This window comes from Longimicrobiaceae bacterium (assembly GCA_035696245.1).
Taxonomy (GTDB): domain Bacteria; phylum Gemmatimonadota; class Gemmatimonadetes; order Longimicrobiales; family Longimicrobiaceae; genus DASRQW01.
The window spans coordinates 19,266-35,227 of record DASRQW010000493.1; the positions used below are offsets into that span (position 1 = coordinate 19,266).

The 15,962-nt window shown below is 68.9% G+C and carries 13 protein-coding genes; 9 read left to right on the forward strand and 4 right to left on the reverse strand.

Going from position 1 to position 15,962, the window contains the following annotated elements:
* Positions 1–80 precede the first annotated feature (80 nt).
* From VFE05_22115 to VFE05_22125, 3 genes are read left to right on the forward strand one after another with little or no spacing between them, the layout of a single operon-like run.
* Positions 81–956, forward strand: coding sequence for a metallophosphoesterase family protein (locus VFE05_22115; GenBank protein ID HET6232787.1), 876 nt, complete (start codon positions 81–83; stop codon positions 954–956).
* 6 nt (positions 957–962) lie between these two features.
* A complete protein-coding gene (locus VFE05_22120) occupies positions 963–1,175 on the forward strand; it encodes a hypothetical protein (GenBank protein HET6232788.1) in 213 nt (70 codons plus the stop codon).
* Positions 1,176–1,181: 6 nt separating this feature from the next.
* Positions 1,182–2,528 carry a hypothetical protein gene (locus tag VFE05_22125; GenBank protein HET6232789.1) on the forward strand — a complete coding sequence of 449 codons (1,347 nt, stop codon included), beginning with the start codon at positions 1,182–1,184 and terminating at the stop codon, positions 2,526–2,528.
* A gap of 339 nt (positions 2,529–2,867) precedes the next feature.
* Here the strand turns inward: VFE05_22125 and VFE05_22130 are convergent, their stop codons facing one another.
* The 3 genes from VFE05_22130 to VFE05_22140 all read right to left on the reverse strand — a co-directional run bounded on the left by VFE05_22130 (position 2,868) and on the right by VFE05_22140 (position 8,207).
* A complete protein-coding gene (locus tag VFE05_22130; GenBank protein ID HET6232790.1) occupies positions 2,868–3,401 on the reverse strand; it encodes a GNAT family N-acetyltransferase in 534 nt (177 codons plus the stop codon).
* 366 nt (positions 3,402–3,767) lie between these two features.
* Positions 3,768–6,050, reverse strand: a complete 2,283-nt coding sequence (locus tag VFE05_22135; GenBank protein ID HET6232791.1) for a sodium-translocating pyrophosphatase — start codon at positions 6,048–6,050, stop codon at positions 3,768–3,770.
* A gap of 552 nt (positions 6,051–6,602) precedes the next feature.
* Entirely contained in the window at positions 6,603–8,207 is a 1,605-nt protein-coding gene (locus VFE05_22140; protein HET6232792.1) for an amino acid permease, read from the reverse strand.
* A 407-nt stretch (positions 8,208–8,614) separates the two neighbouring features.
* Between VFE05_22140 and VFE05_22145 the strand changes: the two genes are divergently transcribed.
* On the forward strand, positions 8,615–9,715 hold the full coding sequence (locus VFE05_22145) for a bifunctional oligoribonuclease/PAP phosphatase NrnA (GenBank protein ID HET6232793.1): 1,101 nt from the start codon (positions 8,615–8,617) through the stop codon (positions 9,713–9,715).
* Positions 9,716–10,360: 645 nt separating this feature from the next.
* On the opposite strand, the gene speA is transcribed toward VFE05_22145, so the two are convergent.
* A complete protein-coding gene (gene speA / locus VFE05_22150) occupies positions 10,361–12,301 on the reverse strand; it encodes a biosynthetic arginine decarboxylase (GenBank protein HET6232794.1) in 1,941 nt (646 codons plus the stop codon).
* A 151-nt stretch (positions 12,302–12,452) separates the two neighbouring features.
* On the opposite strand from speA, the gene VFE05_22155 reads away from it, so the two are divergent.
* The 5 genes from VFE05_22155 (at position 12,453) to VFE05_22175 (ending at position 15,539) form a co-directional block, all read left to right on the forward strand.
* Complete coding sequence (locus tag VFE05_22155; protein ID HET6232795.1) at positions 12,453–13,628, forward strand: hypothetical protein; 1,176 nt, start codon at positions 12,453–12,455, stop codon at positions 13,626–13,628.
* Positions 13,629–13,847: 219 nt separating this feature from the next.
* On the forward strand, positions 13,848–14,222 hold the full coding sequence (locus VFE05_22160) for a type II toxin-antitoxin system RelE/ParE family toxin (GenBank protein HET6232796.1): 375 nt from the start codon (positions 13,848–13,850) through the stop codon (positions 14,220–14,222).
* A 2-nt stretch (positions 14,223–14,224) separates the two neighbouring features.
* Positions 14,225–14,518 (forward strand): XRE family transcriptional regulator, encoded by a 294-nt coding sequence (locus VFE05_22165; protein ID HET6232797.1) that lies wholly within the window; start codon positions 14,225–14,227, stop codon positions 14,516–14,518.
* A 36-nt stretch (positions 14,519–14,554) separates the two neighbouring features.
* On the forward strand, positions 14,555–14,965 hold the full coding sequence (locus VFE05_22170; protein ID HET6232798.1) for a hypothetical protein: 411 nt from the start codon (positions 14,555–14,557) through the stop codon (positions 14,963–14,965).
* A 61-nt stretch (positions 14,966–15,026) separates the two neighbouring features.
* Complete coding sequence (locus tag VFE05_22175) at positions 15,027–15,539, forward strand: Fur family transcriptional regulator (protein HET6232799.1); 513 nt, start codon at positions 15,027–15,029, stop codon at positions 15,537–15,539.
* The last annotated feature ends 423 nt before the right edge of the window (positions 15,540–15,962 follow it).

Sequence of the window (15,962 nt, forward strand, 5' to 3'; positions counted from 1 at the left end):
GAACGGTTCACGTGGTACGCAAGTAGCATGGACACGGCGGGTCCGTCCGCCATTCGCCAGAGAACGCCCACGGTCCCGGCTTGATCACGCTCCTCCACGTCTCGGACATCCACTTCGGCCCGCCGTTCGTTCCCAAGGTGGGCGAGGCGGTCCTGAAGTTCGCGCAGCGCCTCCGGCCGGACGCGGTTGTCGCGAGCGGCGACTACACGCAGCGGGCGAAGCCGGCGCAGTTCGCCGCCGCGCGCGAGTTCCTGGACCGCTTCCCGCCGGTGCCGTTGGTGGTGACGCCCGGGAACCACGACATCGCCATGTACCGCGTGTGGGAGCGCTTCTTCTCGCCCTACGCGCTGTACAAGGAGCACATCAGCGAGGAGCTGGACAGCGTCTTGCGGCTGCCCGAGGCGGTGATCGTGGCGCTCAACTCCACGGCGCCCAGGCGCGCGCTGGTGAACGGCCGCATCAGCCGCTGGCAGCTGGACTTGGCCCGCGAGGCGTTCGAGGGCGTGCCGGACGACGTGCTGCGCATCGTGGTGGCGCACCATCACTTCGCGCCGCCGCCGGACTTCGAGGGCGGCGACGTGATGCCCAAGGCCAAGCGTGCGCTCGACGCCTTCACCCGCATGCGCGTGGACGTGGTGATGGGCGGGCACCTGCACCGCAGCTACATCGGCAACTCGCTGGACGTGTACGCCGGCGAGGACCGCGAGCACGGCATCCTGATCGTGCAGAGCGGAACGTCCACGTCGCGGCGCGGGCGGGCGCGCGAGCGGGAGAAGAACTCGTTCAACGTGCTGCGGCTGGACCGCGCCGCCATCGGCGTCACGCAGTACATGTACTTCGACGACGTGGGCGACTTCGTGCCCACCGGCCGCCACGCTTACTTCCGCCGCGGCCGCCCGGCCGACGGGGTGGGCGCCGGGGCGCTCCAGGCCGTCTTCACCGATCCCACGGAGTAGCGCCAGATGGCCACGTTCGACTACCGACGCAGGCTGCCGCTCAAGGACCAGGTCCCGGCCCTGGGCGCGGGTCTGGCCGTGGGCGCGGTGGCGTTCTACATCGCCCGCGTGTTCCTGCAGCGCACGCCGCTGGTGCTCACGCGCGAGATCGTGCCGGAGAGCGGCATTCCCCCGCAGCCGCAGCCGCGCCCCAAGGTGGGCCGGCCGGCAGCGGACTGAGGCGGCGTGGCCAGGCAGTCGCCGTGGCTGCGCCGCTCCGTGTGGGCGGTCGCGGGGCTCCTCATCGGGGTGGTCCTGGGGATCGCCGTGGTCCTGGTGGGCTCCCGGACGAACTACGGCCACAAGAAGATCCTCAACCTCACCCTGCGCGCCCTGGGCAAGAGCGTGCAGGGCACGCTCACGGTGGGCCGCATCAGCGGAAACCTGCTCACCGGCGCGCGGCTGTACGACGTGCAGCTACGCGACCTGAAGAAGCAGCCTTTCGTGCTGGCCGACAGCGCCGACCTGACGTACGACGTGCGCACGCTGCTCAGCCCGCGCATCGTGATCCGCAAGGCGGTGCTGTACAACGGGCGCGTGTACGCCAGCAAGATGCCGGGCGACTCCCTGTGGAACTATCAGGCGATCTTCGCCGACACCACGGTGCCCGACACCACCGACAGGGTGGACCGCGTGACGCTGCTGGACAGCGTGCGCCTGGTGAACGTGGACGCCCACCTGGTGATCCCGTGGACGCCCACCAAGGGCCTCTCCCCGCGCGCCCGCCGCGCCCAGATCGCGGACGTGCTGTCGGACTCCGCGCTGACGCCGGTGAAGCGGGCGCGCGGCGGCTACACGCGTGCGATGAACTTCGTGGGGCTCAACGGCCGCCTCGCCGGCATCCGGTTCGCACCGGGCACGGAGGCGGGCTCGTTCTTCCACATCGACTCGCTGGGCGGGCGGGCGCAGGTGTTCCGCGACACCTTCGCCATCAAGCGCGTGACCGGGCGCCTCGCGCTTCTCTCGGATCACGTGGAGTTCGACGCGCCGCGGGTGGACCTGGCGCACTCGCAGCTCTCCACCGCCGGCGTGGTGCGCTTCCCGCCCAACGGCGCGGACATCCTGTACGACATCCTCTTCGTGAGCAAGCAGGTGTCGTTCGGCGACCTGCGCTGGATCTACCCGCGCTTCCCGCGCACCGCCACGGGCGCCCTGACGCTCAAGGTGGAGTCGCGGCCCGAGGGGCTGCTCTTCCTCGCGCAGCACGCGCGGGTGCAGGCGCCGGGAACGCGCATCACGGGCGACTTCGGCGTGATCCTGGGCGACACCGTCCGCTTCACCGACGTGAACCTCAAGGCCGATCCGCTGCGCGTCGCCACCATCGAGGCCATGCTGCCCACGCAGCTCCCCGTGGTCGGCCTCCACATCGGCAGCGCCGTCATCCGCGGCTCGGGCGTCCGCGCCCCGGCCCGCGCCGCGGCCTCCGCGGACACGACGGCGCGCCGCCGCACGAACACCACGGCGAGCGCCACCGGTGCGCGAACGGGATCGACCCGCGCCGCGCCCGCGAAAGCCGTGGCCGGCCGGCAATAGACTCGGGAAGCGATCAAAAGCGAGAAAGGCTGCCCGAGCATCGGCAGCCTTCTTCGCATGTCGTTGTAGGGGTGCGATTTATCGCATCCGCCCTCCCCGCCTGGACCGCATCCCCCGAAATCACAGCGATCTTCCGGCAGCAGTCTGCGCAGCCGTTCTGCCTTCGTCGCCGAGAGTGTACGCGCCAGGGGGATGCAACCGCCGTGATCTCCGATCCAACGCTCCGACGTTCACGGCGAACCAACTTGGCGTGCCGATAGTCCCCGCCGTAGCCTCCGCTCCCTCGCTTCCTGCCGTCGCCGCGTGCTCCCTCGGCGCCCCTTCACCATACAACTCCGCTCACCCGTCGCGCCCGCGGACGAACGAGTGCATCACCGCGTCGTGCACCTGGGCGTGGAGGATGAGGCGATTCCGCAGCAGCCCCTCGCGCGTGGCGCCGGCCTTCGCGGCTACGGCCAGGCTGCGCTCGTTCCCCGCAGCGACCACCACCTCCAGCCGCTCGAAGTCCGTCTGCTCGAACGCCCAGCGCACGAGGAGGCGCGTAGCAGTGGAGGCGATCCCACGTCCCACCGCCGACGCTCGCACCCAGTAGCCGAGGTTCGCGCGGCGGTTCGCCCCGTCGATGTCGTTCAGCCCACAGGCACCCAGGAACCGCCCGTCGCGGCCGACGATGACGAACTCGAACTGCGCGCGCGAGCGGAACGCGTTCACCTGCATCTGCACCCACGCGCGCGCCTCTTCCGGCGTGTACGCGGGCGTGCACCACGGCATCCACGGATACATGCTGTCGATGGACTCCACGGCGGCCTCGAACAGCGCATCGGCGTCTTCGACTTCGTAGGCTCGGATGGCGATAGTGGGCTCGATGTGCATGCGGGTTGGTGAGCGGAATGAGGCGTGGCGTGGAGTGTAGATGTAGGCGAGGCGGCGGCGGGAAGGAAGCATTTTCTACGGACACCGCCAATGTCGACCGCGCGCGCCGAATCATCACTGGACCGGTACGAGATCGCCGAGCCAGCCGGTGCCGCCGCAGCATCGATGCTCGCCGTCGAGCGTTTTCGTGCGGACGGCGCGGGAGCACACGTAGGTGCTCCCCTCCCGCGAGGTTGGAGCGGAGCCGGATGCATCGAATCTGCGGAGATGGTGCGGCACCTCAAACGGAAGCGCCCGCGAGCGGCTGGCTCGCGGGCGCTTCGTGTGCCCATCTCCCGTGCGGCGAACGAATCCGCCGCGGCGTGCCTACCGGCGCGTGGGGAAGGCGGGGTCGTTCGCGGCGGACGGGAGCGAGTCGCCCGGAGCCGTCGTCACGGGAGCCGCGACGGCGGGGGCGGTGGTCACCGGGGGCCCCGCCGGGAGCCCATTCGCCGCCGCAGGGGCGGTGACGACCGTGCGGTCCTGGAGGCCCGCCACAGACGCAACCGCGATGTGCGGCGCGATCACCAGCGAGACGATGGACATCAGCTTGATCAGGATGTTCATCGACGGACCCGACGTGTCCTTGAACGGGTCGCCCACGGTGTCGCCGGTCACGGCCGCCTTGTGCGCGTCCGAGCCCTTGTAGGTCATCGCCCCGTCGATCATCACGCCCTTCTCGAAGCTCTTCTTGGCGTTGTCCCACGCGCCGCCGGCGTTGCTCTGGAACATCGCCATCAGCACGCCGCTCACGGTGACGCCGGCCAGCATGCCGCCCAGCACCTCCGGCCCCATCGCGAAGCCGACGATGACCGGCGCGACCAGGGCGATGGAGCCCGGCACCAGCATCTCCTTGATCGCGGCGTTCGTCGAGATGGCGACGCAGCGGTCGTACTCCGGCTTGCCCGTGCCCTCCATGATGCCGGGGATTTCGCGGAACTGGCGGCGGACCTCCTGCACCATCGCCATCGCCGCTCGGCCCACTGCGCTGATCGCCAGCGACGAGAAGAGGAAGGGGATCATGGCGCCCACGAACAGGCCGCCCAGCACGCGGGCGTTGGAGATGTCGATCTTGTCGATGTTCGCCGTGCCCATGAAGGCCGCGAACAGCGCCAGCGACGTCAGCGCCGCCGAGGCGATGGCGAAGCCCTTGCCCGTGGCCGCCGTGGTGTTGCCCACCGCGTCCAGGATGTCGGTGCGCTGGCGCACCTCGGGCGGGAGCTCGCTCATCTCGGCGATGCCGCCCGCGTTGTCGGCGATGGGGCCGAAGGCGTCGATGGCGAGCTGCATGGCCGTGGTCGCCATCATGCCCGCCGCCGCGATCGCCACGCCGTACAGGCCCGCGAACTGGTAGGAGAGGATGATGCCGCCCGCCAGGACGAGGATGGGAAGCGTGGTGCTCTCCATGCCCATCGCCAGGCCGCCGATTATGTTGGTGGCGTGGCCGGTGCTGGACTGCTGCACGATGGTGTTCACCGGCCGCTTGCCCATGGCCGTGTAGTACTCGGTGATCAGGCTCATCAGCGCGCCCACGACCAGGCCCACGGCCACGGCGTAGAACACCCCCATGCGCGTGAACGGCACGGAGCCCGCGCGGCCGATCTGCATGGTGCCCTCGGGCAGCATCATGCGGATGAGGATGAACGAGCCGACGGCGGTGAGCGCCACCGACACCCAGTTGCCCAGGTTGAGCGCGGCCTGCACGTCGCCGCCCTCCTTGACGCGCACGCAGAAGATGCCGATGAGCGAGAAGACGATGCCCAGGCCGGCGATGACCATGGGGAGCAGGATGGGCGACATGCCGCCGAAGTTGTCTCCGGTGGCGATCACCTCGCGGCCCAGCACCATCGTGGCCAGGATGGTCGCCACGTACGAGCCGAACAGGTCGGCGCCCATGCCGGCCACGTCGCCCACGTTGTCGCCCACGTTGTCGGCGATGGTGGCCGGGTTGCGCGGGTCGTCCTCGGGGATGCCCGCCTCGACCTTGCCCACCAGGTCGGCGCCCACGTCGGCCGCCTTGGTGTAGATGCCGCCGCCCACGCGCGCGAAGAGCGCGATGCTCTCGGCGCCCAGCGAGAAGCCGGTGAGCACCTCGAGCGCGCGCGCCATCTCCACGCTGTTCGCGCCGTGCCCCTCGGCGAACATGTAGTAGAAGGCGATGAACAGGCCGCCCAGGCCCAGCACCGCCAGGCCCGCCACGCCCATGCCCATCACCGAGCCGCCGGCGAACGACACCTCCAGCGCCTTGCTCAGGCTGGTGCGCGCCGCGTGGGCCGTGCGCACGTTCGCCTTGGTGGCGATGCGCATGCCCACGTTGCCCGCCGCGGCCGAGAAGATGGCGCCAACGATGAACGCCCCGATGATCCACGGGCTGCTGCGGTCGTCGTTCAACCCGATGTACGCCAGGAAGAGCGAGGCGATGACCGCGAAGATCACCAGCACCTTGTACTCGGCGAGCAGGAAGGCGCGCGCCCCGTCGGCGATGTAGCCGGCGATGGTGCGCATGTGCTCGGTGCCGGCGTCCTGCGCGGACACCCACGACGAGCGCCACAGGGTGTAGAGCAGTGCCAGGATTCCCAGCGCCGGAGCTAAGTAGACGATCGGATGCATGACCACGGATGTGGGTGAGCGGAAAAGAAACGCGCGGCACCCGCGCGCGCATCCGGGCCGCGTTCGGCGGCGTGGAGGCGCGCGGTGCCGGCGACCCGGCAAAAGACTGCGTAATGTAAGGGCAGGAAGCGGATCGGGCGAGGGCACGTTCCGCATGCCCTCGCCCGTTCGGCTGGGCGGCCGCCCCCGTGGGGAGCCCGCCCGCCCCGCGCGCCCGTGGGCCCACTTACGGGCCGCCCTCGCGCGCGGGGACAGGATCGCGCTCCGGCGCCGAAAAAGCAAGTGGCTCGGTATCCGCCACCCGCTCCGTGCGACCTCCGCCGGCTGGCTCCATCGCTCGGCGGTGCACCGCTCATCGACCGATCCGGATCCGAACGCACGGCGGCGACGTAGGCCGGATCCCGCGTTCTGCCGACGACATCCACTTACGCATCGCCGCATCTTCGTCGTCATCCCCGTCCTGTCGGGAGATGAGGGGCGGGCCGGAAGAGAATCGGGCGGGACACGCGATGCGTGCCCCGCCCGATCAACTTCCATCTACCGACCCTGCGGCTAGCTGTCCGCGTCGTCGGTGTACGTGGGACGCGACGGCTCGTCGGCCTGGTTGCCGATGGTGTGGCCGGTGCGCTGCAGGACGCTGTGCTTGCGGCTGTACATGAAGTAGATCACGAGGCCGATGACGAGCCAGACGATGAGGCGTAGCCAGGTGTCGCCCGGCAGGCCCGCCATCATGGCGAAGCAGATCAGGATGCCCAGGATGGGCACCACCGGCACCAGCGGCGTCTTGAACGGGCGCTCGCGGTTGGGCTCCTTCACGCGCAGGTACCACACGCCGGCGCAGACGATCACGAAGGCCAGCAGCGTTCCGATGGACACCAGCTCGCCCAGCAGCGCCAGCGGCACCGTGCCCGCCACGATCGCGCAGATGGCGCCCGTGAGGATGGTGGAGATGTACGGGGTGCGGAAGCGCGGGTGAAGCTTGCCGAAGGTCGCGGGCAGCAGCCCGTCGCGCGCCATCGAGTAGAAGATGCGCGGCTGGCTCATGAGCATCACCAGCATCACCGAGCTGAGGCCGGCGATGACGCCGATCTTGACCAGCGTGGCCAGGAAGTGCAGGCCCATGACCTCGATGCCCACCGCTACCGGCTCGGCCACATTTAGCTGGCTGTACGGCACCAGCGCGGTGAGGATGCCGGAGACCAGGATGTACAGCACGGTGCAGATCGCAAGCGAGCCCAGGATGCCGATGGGCATGTCGCGCTGGGGGTTCTTGGCCTCCTGCGCCGTGGTGCTCACCGCGTCGAAGCCGATGTAGGCGAAGAAGATCACGCCCGCCGCCCGCAGCACGCCGCTCCATCCGTACTTGCCGAACTCGCCGCCCTCGTTGGGGGGGATGAACGGCGACCAGTTCTTGTGGACCAGGTCAGGGTGGCCGAACAGGTACCACAGGCCGCACCCGATGAAGGTGAAGACCACGGCCACCTTGATGAACACGGCCACGTTGTTGAAGCTGGCGGACTCCTTGATGCCCACCACTAGCAGCACCGTCACCAGGGCGATGGCGACCGCAGCCACCAGGTTGAACACGCCCAGGGCGTGCGGCAGCGAGGCGATGTCCACACCCGTCTTGCCCAGCGACTCGGTGAGCTCCGGGGTGACCTGCTGCCACGCCTTGGTCTCGGGGTTCAGCACCAGGTGCGTGCCCGGGGCGTTGTACCACTGCGGGGGGATGGGGATGCCGAAGTCGCGCAGCAGCGATGCCAGCCAGCCCGACCAGCCCACCGCCACCGTGGCCGCGCCGAACAGGTACTCCAGGATCAGGTCCCACCCGATGATCCACGCGATCAGCTCGCCCAGCGTTGCGTAGCCGTACGTGTACGCGCTGCCGGCAATCGGGATCATGGCCGCGAACTCGGCGTAGCACAGCCCCGCGAAGGCGCAGCCCAGGCCCGCGATGATGATCGAGATCACGATGCCGGGGCCGGCGTAGGCCGCCGCTGCGTGCCCGATCAGCACGAAGATGCCGGTGCCGATGATGGCGCCGACGCCAAGCGAGACCAGGTTCACCGCGGTGAGCGCGCGCTTCATGCTGTGCTCGCCCTCGGTGAATGCATCGGCGCGCAGCTCGTCGATCGACTTACGAGCGAACAGGTTCACAGCGTCTCCTTGGGGAAGAAGAGGGATGGGCCGCCCCGGAGCGGAGCGGAGGTGTAAAGCGAGGTACGGCCGGCGCGGAGGGCAGGCGCCCTCCCTGGCGGCCGGGTTCTGCGGGCGCCGCGCGTGTGGCGCGCGGACCCGCGCGATCGTTGCGGTGCAGCGACGCTACAGGCTTTTCGCCTTTGCCGCAAGGTTTCTGGCCGCGCGCACGTTCGGACGTCCGTACGCGTGGCATGCCCGTGCAGCGTATCCCCGTGCGAATTCGCCCGGGTGGGCTGTGCTCGTGGGGAAGCGGGCAATCTAACCCGGGGCAGTACGAAGTCAACGGCGTGTGGCGCATTCCGTCGCGTTCCGCGCGTGCGGGCCCCCGCTGCGCCGCGGCCGCGATTGCGCCCCGCCCCGCGACGATGTACGATGCGCGTTTCCCCCGGACGCACGGCGGCACCCGCCCGCCGCGCGCCCGCGCCACCGCCGCCCCGCGCACGCGTATGACCGAGCTGCTCGCCATTCCCGAACTCCGCGCCCAGGCGCTGCGCCGCGTGCTCTCGCCCCTGCTGGCCGCGCGCCACGTGGTGCTCACCACCCACGTGGGCGCCGACGGCGACGGCAGCGGCTCGGAGGCGGCGGTGGCGGCGTGGCTGGAGGGGCGCGGCGGCCGCGTCTCCATCGTCAACCCCACGCCGTTCCCGGAGAGCTTCCGCTTCCTGCTGCACCGGCACGACGTGGTGGCCGACCTGGGGACGGACGCGGCGCGCGAGGCGCTGGCCGGCGCGGACCTCTTCCTCGTGCTCGACACCAGCGAGCCCAAGCGCGTGGGCGACCTGGCGCCCTGCCTGCCGCATGACAGGACGGTGGTGGTCGACCACCACCCCGCCGGCCGTGCGGTCGTGGGCGCGCTCGCCGTGCAGGACGCCGAGGCGGCGGCCACGGGCGAGCTGGTGTTCGACATGGTGACGCTCGCGGGCGACGAGCTGACGCCCCAGATCGCGCTGGGGGCGTACGTGGCGCTGGTGAGCGACACAGGCAGCTTCCGCTACGGCAACACCACGCCGCGGGTGCACGCCATCGCGGCCGACCTGATGTCGCGCGGCATCGACCCGGAGGACGTGTACCGGCGGCTGTTCGCGACGGCGCCGCGGCGGCGGCTCGACCTGCTGCGCGACGCGCTGGGGTCGCTGGAGACGGACGAGGTGGTGCCTCTCGCGTGGATGACGGTCACGGGCGAGACCGCCCGCCGCTACGGCGCCACGGCCGAGGACTTCGACGGGCTGATCGAGCACGTGCGGTCCATCGAGGGCACGGAGGTGGCGCTGCTCTTCCGCGAGACGGACGACGGGCAGACCAAGATCTCCTTCCGCTCGAACGGCGAGGCGGACGTGAACCGGCTGGCGCGGGAGTTCGGCGGCGGGGGGCACGTGAAGGCCGCGGGCGCGCTCGTGCCCGGACGCGCAGCGGATGTCGCGCCGCGCGTGATCGACGCGGCTCGGGGAGCGCTCATCGGGGCGTGATGGTCAGCGGCTCGGGAGATGTGCGCTGATACGGGCCCTCACCCGGCGGCCTGAGAGCCGCCACCCTCTCCCACAAACTGCGTGGGAGAGGGAACGTACTGCGGTTCGACGTGGGCCGATGCGCTGTTGCTCGGTTGAACAGCGGGGGTGATCGGGTGTAAGCGGTAGCGCAGCCGTGGCTTGCGTCCCGTACTTCGCCGATGGAGCGCGGATGCCGCGACGGGCGTTTGGTCGCGTGTCGTGAGGTGCGGCAGCGGTAAGTATCGGTTTTTCTCCGGGGAGGGCGAACTGGGGTCCCGGGTCTTCCGTAGATGGAAGATGGCGGGACCGTCGTGTTTCCATCGACGGAATCTGCCGGAGGGAGTGGAGGGTTGGGCGGCGTCACATCCACCTGCTCCACCCATGGCGGCGGTTCGGGAGAGATGGAAGCGGCGAGGCGCGAATCAAGCGCGGGGTGGTGGAACGATGAGCGGGCCGCCTCCCGAGTGGAGACGGCCCGCTGTTCATCTACCGAAATTCCTGCCATACATCTTCCGAATCCGACCCGATCATCTGCGGGCTGCCTGATCGCGCGGGTCGGCGAGTCTGCGCGGGCGGAGAGTGGCGGATGCGATAAATCGCACCCCTACAACAAGATGCGTGGGTCTAGTCCGCTTCGCCTTCGAGGTAGGTGTAGCCTGCGAGGCCGGCGATGTAGTCGGCGATGAAGGCGTTGGCTTCCTGGCGGGTGAGCTTCTTCTTGGCGTTCTGCACCTTCTTGCGGAAGGTGGCGACCAGGTCCTGCGCGCTGAACTGCACGTAGTTCAGCACCTCGGTGATGGTGTCGCCGTGGACCAGGTCGCCGATCTCGTAGCCGCCGCCCTCCGCGAGGCGGATGTGCACGGCGTTGGTGTCGCCGAACAGGTTGTGCAGGTCGCCCAGGATCTCCTGATAGGCACCGGTGAGGAAGATGCCCAGCAGGTACGGCTTGTCGTGGTCGAAGCTGTGCAGCTCCAGGCTGGGCTTGGGCTTACGCCAGCCGGTGAACTGGTCGATCTTGCCGTCGGAGTCGCAGGTCACGTCCTGCAAAGTGCCGCGGCGCGTGGGCTCCTCGTCCAGCCGGTGGATGGGCATGATGGGGAAGAGCTGGTCGATGGCCCACGAGTCCGGCAGCGACTGGAAGAGCGAGAAGTTGCAGAAGTAGCGGTCGATGAGGATCGCGCTCAGCTCCGGCAGGATGTCCTCGTACTCCTCCTCGTCCTGCGCCGCCAGCTTCGCCACCCGGTTCATGATGGCGAGGTACAGCCGCTCGGCGATGGCGCGCTCGCGCAGGGAGAGCACGCCGCTGTTGAAGAGCGTGACCATCTGCTCCTTGGCGAACGAGGTGTCGTGGTACACCTCGCGCACGCTGCGCTCGTCCAGCTCCTTGTACGTGGCCGCCAGTTCCTGCACCAGCGTGTGCTCGTCTTCCGTCACCGCGTCCGGGCTCTCCTCGATCTGCGTCTCCAGGTCGATGACGTTGATGAGGAGCAGGGCGTGGTGCGCGGTGAGGGCGCGGCCGGACTCGGAGATGACGTGCGGCATGGGCACCACGTTCTCGCGGCACGCCTCGGCCAGGCCGTAGATGATGTCGTTGGCGTACTCCTGGATCGAGTAGTTCACGCTGGCCGACGCGGTGCTGCGCGAGCCGTCGTAGTCCACGCCCAGGCCGCCGCCCACGTCCACGTACTCGATCTCCACGCCCATCTGCCGCAGCTCCACGTAGAAGCGCGCCACCTCACTCATCGCCAGCTTGATGTTGCGGATGTCGGGGATCTGCGAGCCCAGGTGGAAGTGGATGAGCTTGAGGATGTCCAGCTTGCCGGCTGCACGGAGCTTGTCCAGCACGCGCACCAGTTGGGAGGAGTTGAGGCCGAACTTGCTCTTCTCGCCCGCCGTCTCGCTCCAGCGCCCGGCGCCGGTGGTGGAGAGCTTGATGCGCACGCCGGCGGTGGGCTCCACGCCCATCTCGGCGGCGACCTTGAGGAGGATGTCGACCTCGCTGATCTTCTCCAGGACGATGAGGACCTGGTGCCCCAGCTTCTGGCCCATGAGGGCCAGGCGCATAAACTCCTCGTCCTTGTAGCCGTTGCAGACGATCAGGTGGTCGGTGCGCTCGGTGAGGGCGAGCACGGCCTGGAGCTCGGGCTTGCTGCCCACCTCCAGCCCCACGCCGTGCGTCTCGCCGAACGCCACGATCTCTTCCACCACGTGGCGCTGCTGGTTGACCTTGATGGGGTACACGGTGGTGTACTGCCCGTCGTACTGGTACTCGCGGATCGCGTTCTGGAACCGGTCGGCCAGCGTCTCGATGCGGGTGCGCAGGATGTCGGAGAAGCGCACCAGCAGCGGCAGCGCCACGCCCTGCGCCTCCATGTCCATGGCCAGCTCGAACAGGTCCAGGCCCCGCTCGGGCTCCTTGGTGGGGTGCACGGTCACGTGCCCCCGCTCGTTGATGTCGAAGTAGCCGACGCCCCAACCCTCCACGTTGTACAGCTCGCGGGAGTCCTCGGTCGTCCACTCCGTCGTCTTCTGCTCGGCGTCTATCTCGGCCTCCCTGCGTGGCATCTCGGTCGCTCTCTCGTGGTGAATGGGGTCCGAATCTGCGGCCTCGGGCCCGCGCGCGAAAGGCCCGGCGGCGCGGCTTGATCGCGCTGGGGGCGTGGCGCTACCTTGCGGCACTCGCGCGCCGCCGCCTTCCCCGGACCCTCCGCACTCCATGTATCGCCGTCCCGACTTCAGCCAGCCCCGCTTCGCCGACGCTCCCGACGCCCGCTGGGAGGCCGCCCCGGCGGACGGCGTGCTACCGGAGGGCTTCTTCAGCACGACGAACCTGCCCACGTACGTGCGCGTGGCGGGCGAGTGGAAGCTGCCGCGCGACCCGCGCATGGACTCGGCGCTGGTGCTGGACGCGGACGGCGTGCCGCGCGTGCTGGAAGCCCGCTACGTGAAGGCGGGCCAGCCCGTGGCCATGGGGTTCGCCGAGGACGGCAGGGGCGGCATCTTCGTCCACTCCACCGGGCTCGTGGGCGACCCGGACATGGGCCCCGAGGGCGAGTTCAAGTTCATGTCCAGCGAGGTCAGCCGCGAGAAGCCCACCGACTACGGCGAGATGGCGCGCATCCTGGTAGAGGAGCGCGTCCGCGGCGGCCACTTCGTGTGGGTCGTGGGCCCCGCCGTGCTGCACTCGCGCGGACGCGACACGCTGGCGTGGTTCGTCCAGAATGGCTACGTGGGCGTGCTGTTCGGCGGCAACGCGGTGGCGGTGCACGACATCGAGGCCGCCACGCTGGGCACCACGCTGGGCATGAACAACCGCGGCGTGCCCATGGAGGGTGGCCACGCGTTCCACATGCGCGCCATCAACCGGGTACGCAAGGCGGGGTCCATACGGGCGGCGGTGGAGCAGGGCATCATCACCGGTGGCATCATGCACTCGCTGGTCACGTGCGGGGTGCCGTTCGTGCTCGCCGGCTCCATCCGCGACGACGGGCCGCTGCCGGACACCATCACGGACGCGATCCGCTGCCAGGAGGTGATGAAGGAGCACACGCGGCGCGCCACGGGCGTGATGATGATCGCCACCGCGCTGCACTCCATCGCCACGGGCAACATGCTGCCGTCGTACGCGTGGAACGAGGAGACGGGGGATGTGCGGCCGCTCACGACCATCTGCGTGGACTCGTCGGAGTTCGTGGTCAGCAAGCTCAAGGACCGCGGCACGCACCAGGCGTTCGGCGTGATCACCAACGCGCAGGACTTCCTTCACGTGCTCCGCTTCTACGTGGAGCAGGAGGCCGATCGGTTCGCGGCCGACCAGCGCACTTCGTCCGGTGCAGCTTCGTCCGATTCGGTTTCGGCGGATGTGCGGCCCGCGACTTCGGTTTCGGCGTAGCGGGTGGATCGACCCGCGTGGGGGGAGCCGGGCTGCGGCCTACCCCTCGCGGAATCTCGGCTCCGCGTTGGCTGAGAGAGTTGGCTTAGCCGAGTCTCGCACGACCGATCTTCATCTCTCCAGCAAGTCGTCAGCGTCGGAGCCGGATACCGGAGCCCTGGGCGGGTGGCATGCCGCGTCCCGCAGACTGTTCGCATTTATCGGAATCGGATATATTTTATGGGCGCTGGTGAAAAACGGTTGGAATGGATGGGTGCTTCGCTGGCCGACGTTACGGCATTTCCTGGAGCGGCGCGGCAGGAAGCGGGCTATCAGCTCGGGCGCGTTCAGCTCGGTGGGATGCCGACGGACTTCAAGCCGATGCCTGACGTCGGTAGCGGGACATACGAGATCCGCATTCGGGTCGATGAAGGCGGGACCGTTCAATATCGGGTTCTGTTCGTTGCCAAGTTCGAAGAGGCGATTTACGTCCTGCACGCATTCCAGAAGACCACCGAAACCACGAGCAAGCGGCACAAGGAAGTGGCCGCGGCGCGGTACGGCGAAGTGCTGCAGCTTCGTCGCGAGCTCGCCCAGAGAAAAGGATCGAGGTGATCATGCCTATTACGCACACGACCCCCGCCGGTGGAAACGTATTCGCCGACATCGGCTTCTCCGAAGCCGAGGCCGAGAACCTGAAGATTCGATCGCTGCTGATGATGCAAATTGAGAAGCTCATCGAAACACGGGGATTGAAGCAGGCGGAAGCGGCGGAGCTCTTCGGTGTGACACAGCCACGTATCAGCGAGCTCACGCGCGGGCGCATCGGGCAGTTTAGCATCGATGCGCTTGTGAACATGCTGTCGCACGCGGGTTTTCACGTAGAGGTGAACGTCCCTGCGCTCGCGTAAATCGAACCGCGAACTGCCGCAGCGTCGGGTTCAGCGATGAACGCGCATCTCGGCGCCGCGCTGGCGGCGCTCGGCGAACGGGTGCCCGTGGAACGCGTGGATGGCGTGTGGCTCTTTCCGGCGCGGCAGATCGGGGAGCGCGAGAGCGGGCTGGCGGTGCTGTCGCTGTTCGCGGGCGACGGCGACGCGGGGCGGCGGGAGCTGTTCACGCTCCAGTACGAGGCCGAGCGGCTGAAGGGCGGGAAGACGAAGCGGACGGACACGCTGACCGAGCAGGGCGCCGTGCCCGAGGACCGCGTGGGCCGCATCATCGACGGCGTGGTGCGGCGGCTGGGCGGGGAAGCCGACGTGCCGGACATGCGCGAGGTGGCGGGCGACGCGGGCCGGTGGGCCGGGCTGCTTAAAGAGCTGGGCGTCGAATCGGTTGACTCCGGTAGTCGAGAATGATTATCGTTGGGGACGCAACGGGCGCATCGTCCGGCACGCGCACCGGCAGAGGGAACCCGCCATGTCCGTCATCGACACCGAAGCTCCGTCCACGTCTCCGTACCTGAACCTCTTCCGGCGCTACCTGCGCCAGCAGGGGCTTCCCATCACCCAGCAGCGCGAGGTGGTGGCCGACGTGGTGTTCACCTCTTCCGAGCACCTTTCGGTGGAGGAGATCGAGGCGCGGCTCAAGGAGAAGGGCGAGCGCATCGGCAAGGCCACCATCTATCGCACCATGGAGATCCTGGTGCGCAGCGGGCTGGTGGAGGACCACGACTTCGGCGACGGCTTCAAGCGGTACGAGCACCTGTTCGGGCAGCAGCCTCTGCACGAGCACCTGATCTGCACCAGCTGCCGCAAGGTGGTGGAGTTCCGCAGCCGCGACGTGCTGCGCGTGCAGGACCAGGTGAGCAAGCAGCACGGCTTCCTGCCCACTCGCCACCGCCTAGAGATCTACGGCATCTGCGCGGACTGCCAGCAGGCCGGCGCCACCGCGCCCCGCCAGGGCCTCGCCTGCCCGGCGATGTCGTTCTAGCTGCGCGAACCTCCGCGGCATCAGCGAGCCCGTCCGGCATGCCGGACGGGCTCGCGCTGCTTGCGGCCGCCGCGCGTCGGCCGGCATTTCGTGGGGGGTAGCTGCGGGTGCCGCACATCTACCGATGATCGATGCTGAACGTTGCGTGGCCGGCCGTTCATCGACCGTGATTCTTTGCACATGAACCCGGCCTCCGCGCTGGAGCATCGGAGCGGATGTGCCTCGCTGTCGGGAGATGGGTAGCGTGCCGAGAGCGCGGATGCGATAAATCGCACCCTTACAAATGGATAGACGAGCGAGATTGGCGGGAGGGTTGACGGGTTGAATAGGTTCCGGGGGCGGAGATGGGCGGCTGCAGTGCGGTCGCCTTCGCTTGACCCCATGTGCCGCCAGGGGTAAACTTTCGCGATTCGAGCTTGTGAC

Coding starts and splice junctions, on each gene's coding strand:
- VFE05_22130 (HET6232790.1), bottom strand. CDS start 3,401: ATGCACATCGAGCCCACTATCGCCATCCGAGCCTACGAAGTCGAAGAC.
- VFE05_22170 (HET6232798.1), top strand. CDS start 14,555: ATGAACGCGCATCTCGGCGCCGCGCTGGCGGCGCTCGGCGAACGGGTG.
- VFE05_22135 (HET6232791.1), bottom strand. CDS start 6,050: ATGCATCCGATCGTCTACTTAGCTCCGGCGCTGGGAATCCTGGCACTG.
- VFE05_22155 (HET6232795.1), top strand. CDS start 12,453: ATGTATCGCCGTCCCGACTTCAGCCAGCCCCGCTTCGCCGACGCTCCC.
- VFE05_22160 (HET6232796.1), top strand. CDS start 13,848: ATGGGCGCTGGTGAAAAACGGTTGGAATGGATGGGTGCTTCGCTGGCC.
- VFE05_22165 (HET6232797.1), top strand. CDS start 14,225: ATGCCTATTACGCACACGACCCCCGCCGGTGGAAACGTATTCGCCGAC.
- VFE05_22175 (HET6232799.1), top strand. CDS start 15,027: ATGTCCGTCATCGACACCGAAGCTCCGTCCACGTCTCCGTACCTGAAC.
- VFE05_22120 (HET6232788.1), top strand. CDS start 963: ATGGCCACGTTCGACTACCGACGCAGGCTGCCGCTCAAGGACCAGGTC.
- speA (HET6232794.1), bottom strand. CDS start 12,301: ATGCCACGCAGGGAGGCCGAGATAGACGCCGAGCAGAAGACGACGGAG.
- VFE05_22145 (HET6232793.1), top strand. CDS start 8,615: ATGTACGATGCGCGTTTCCCCCGGACGCACGGCGGCACCCGCCCGCCG.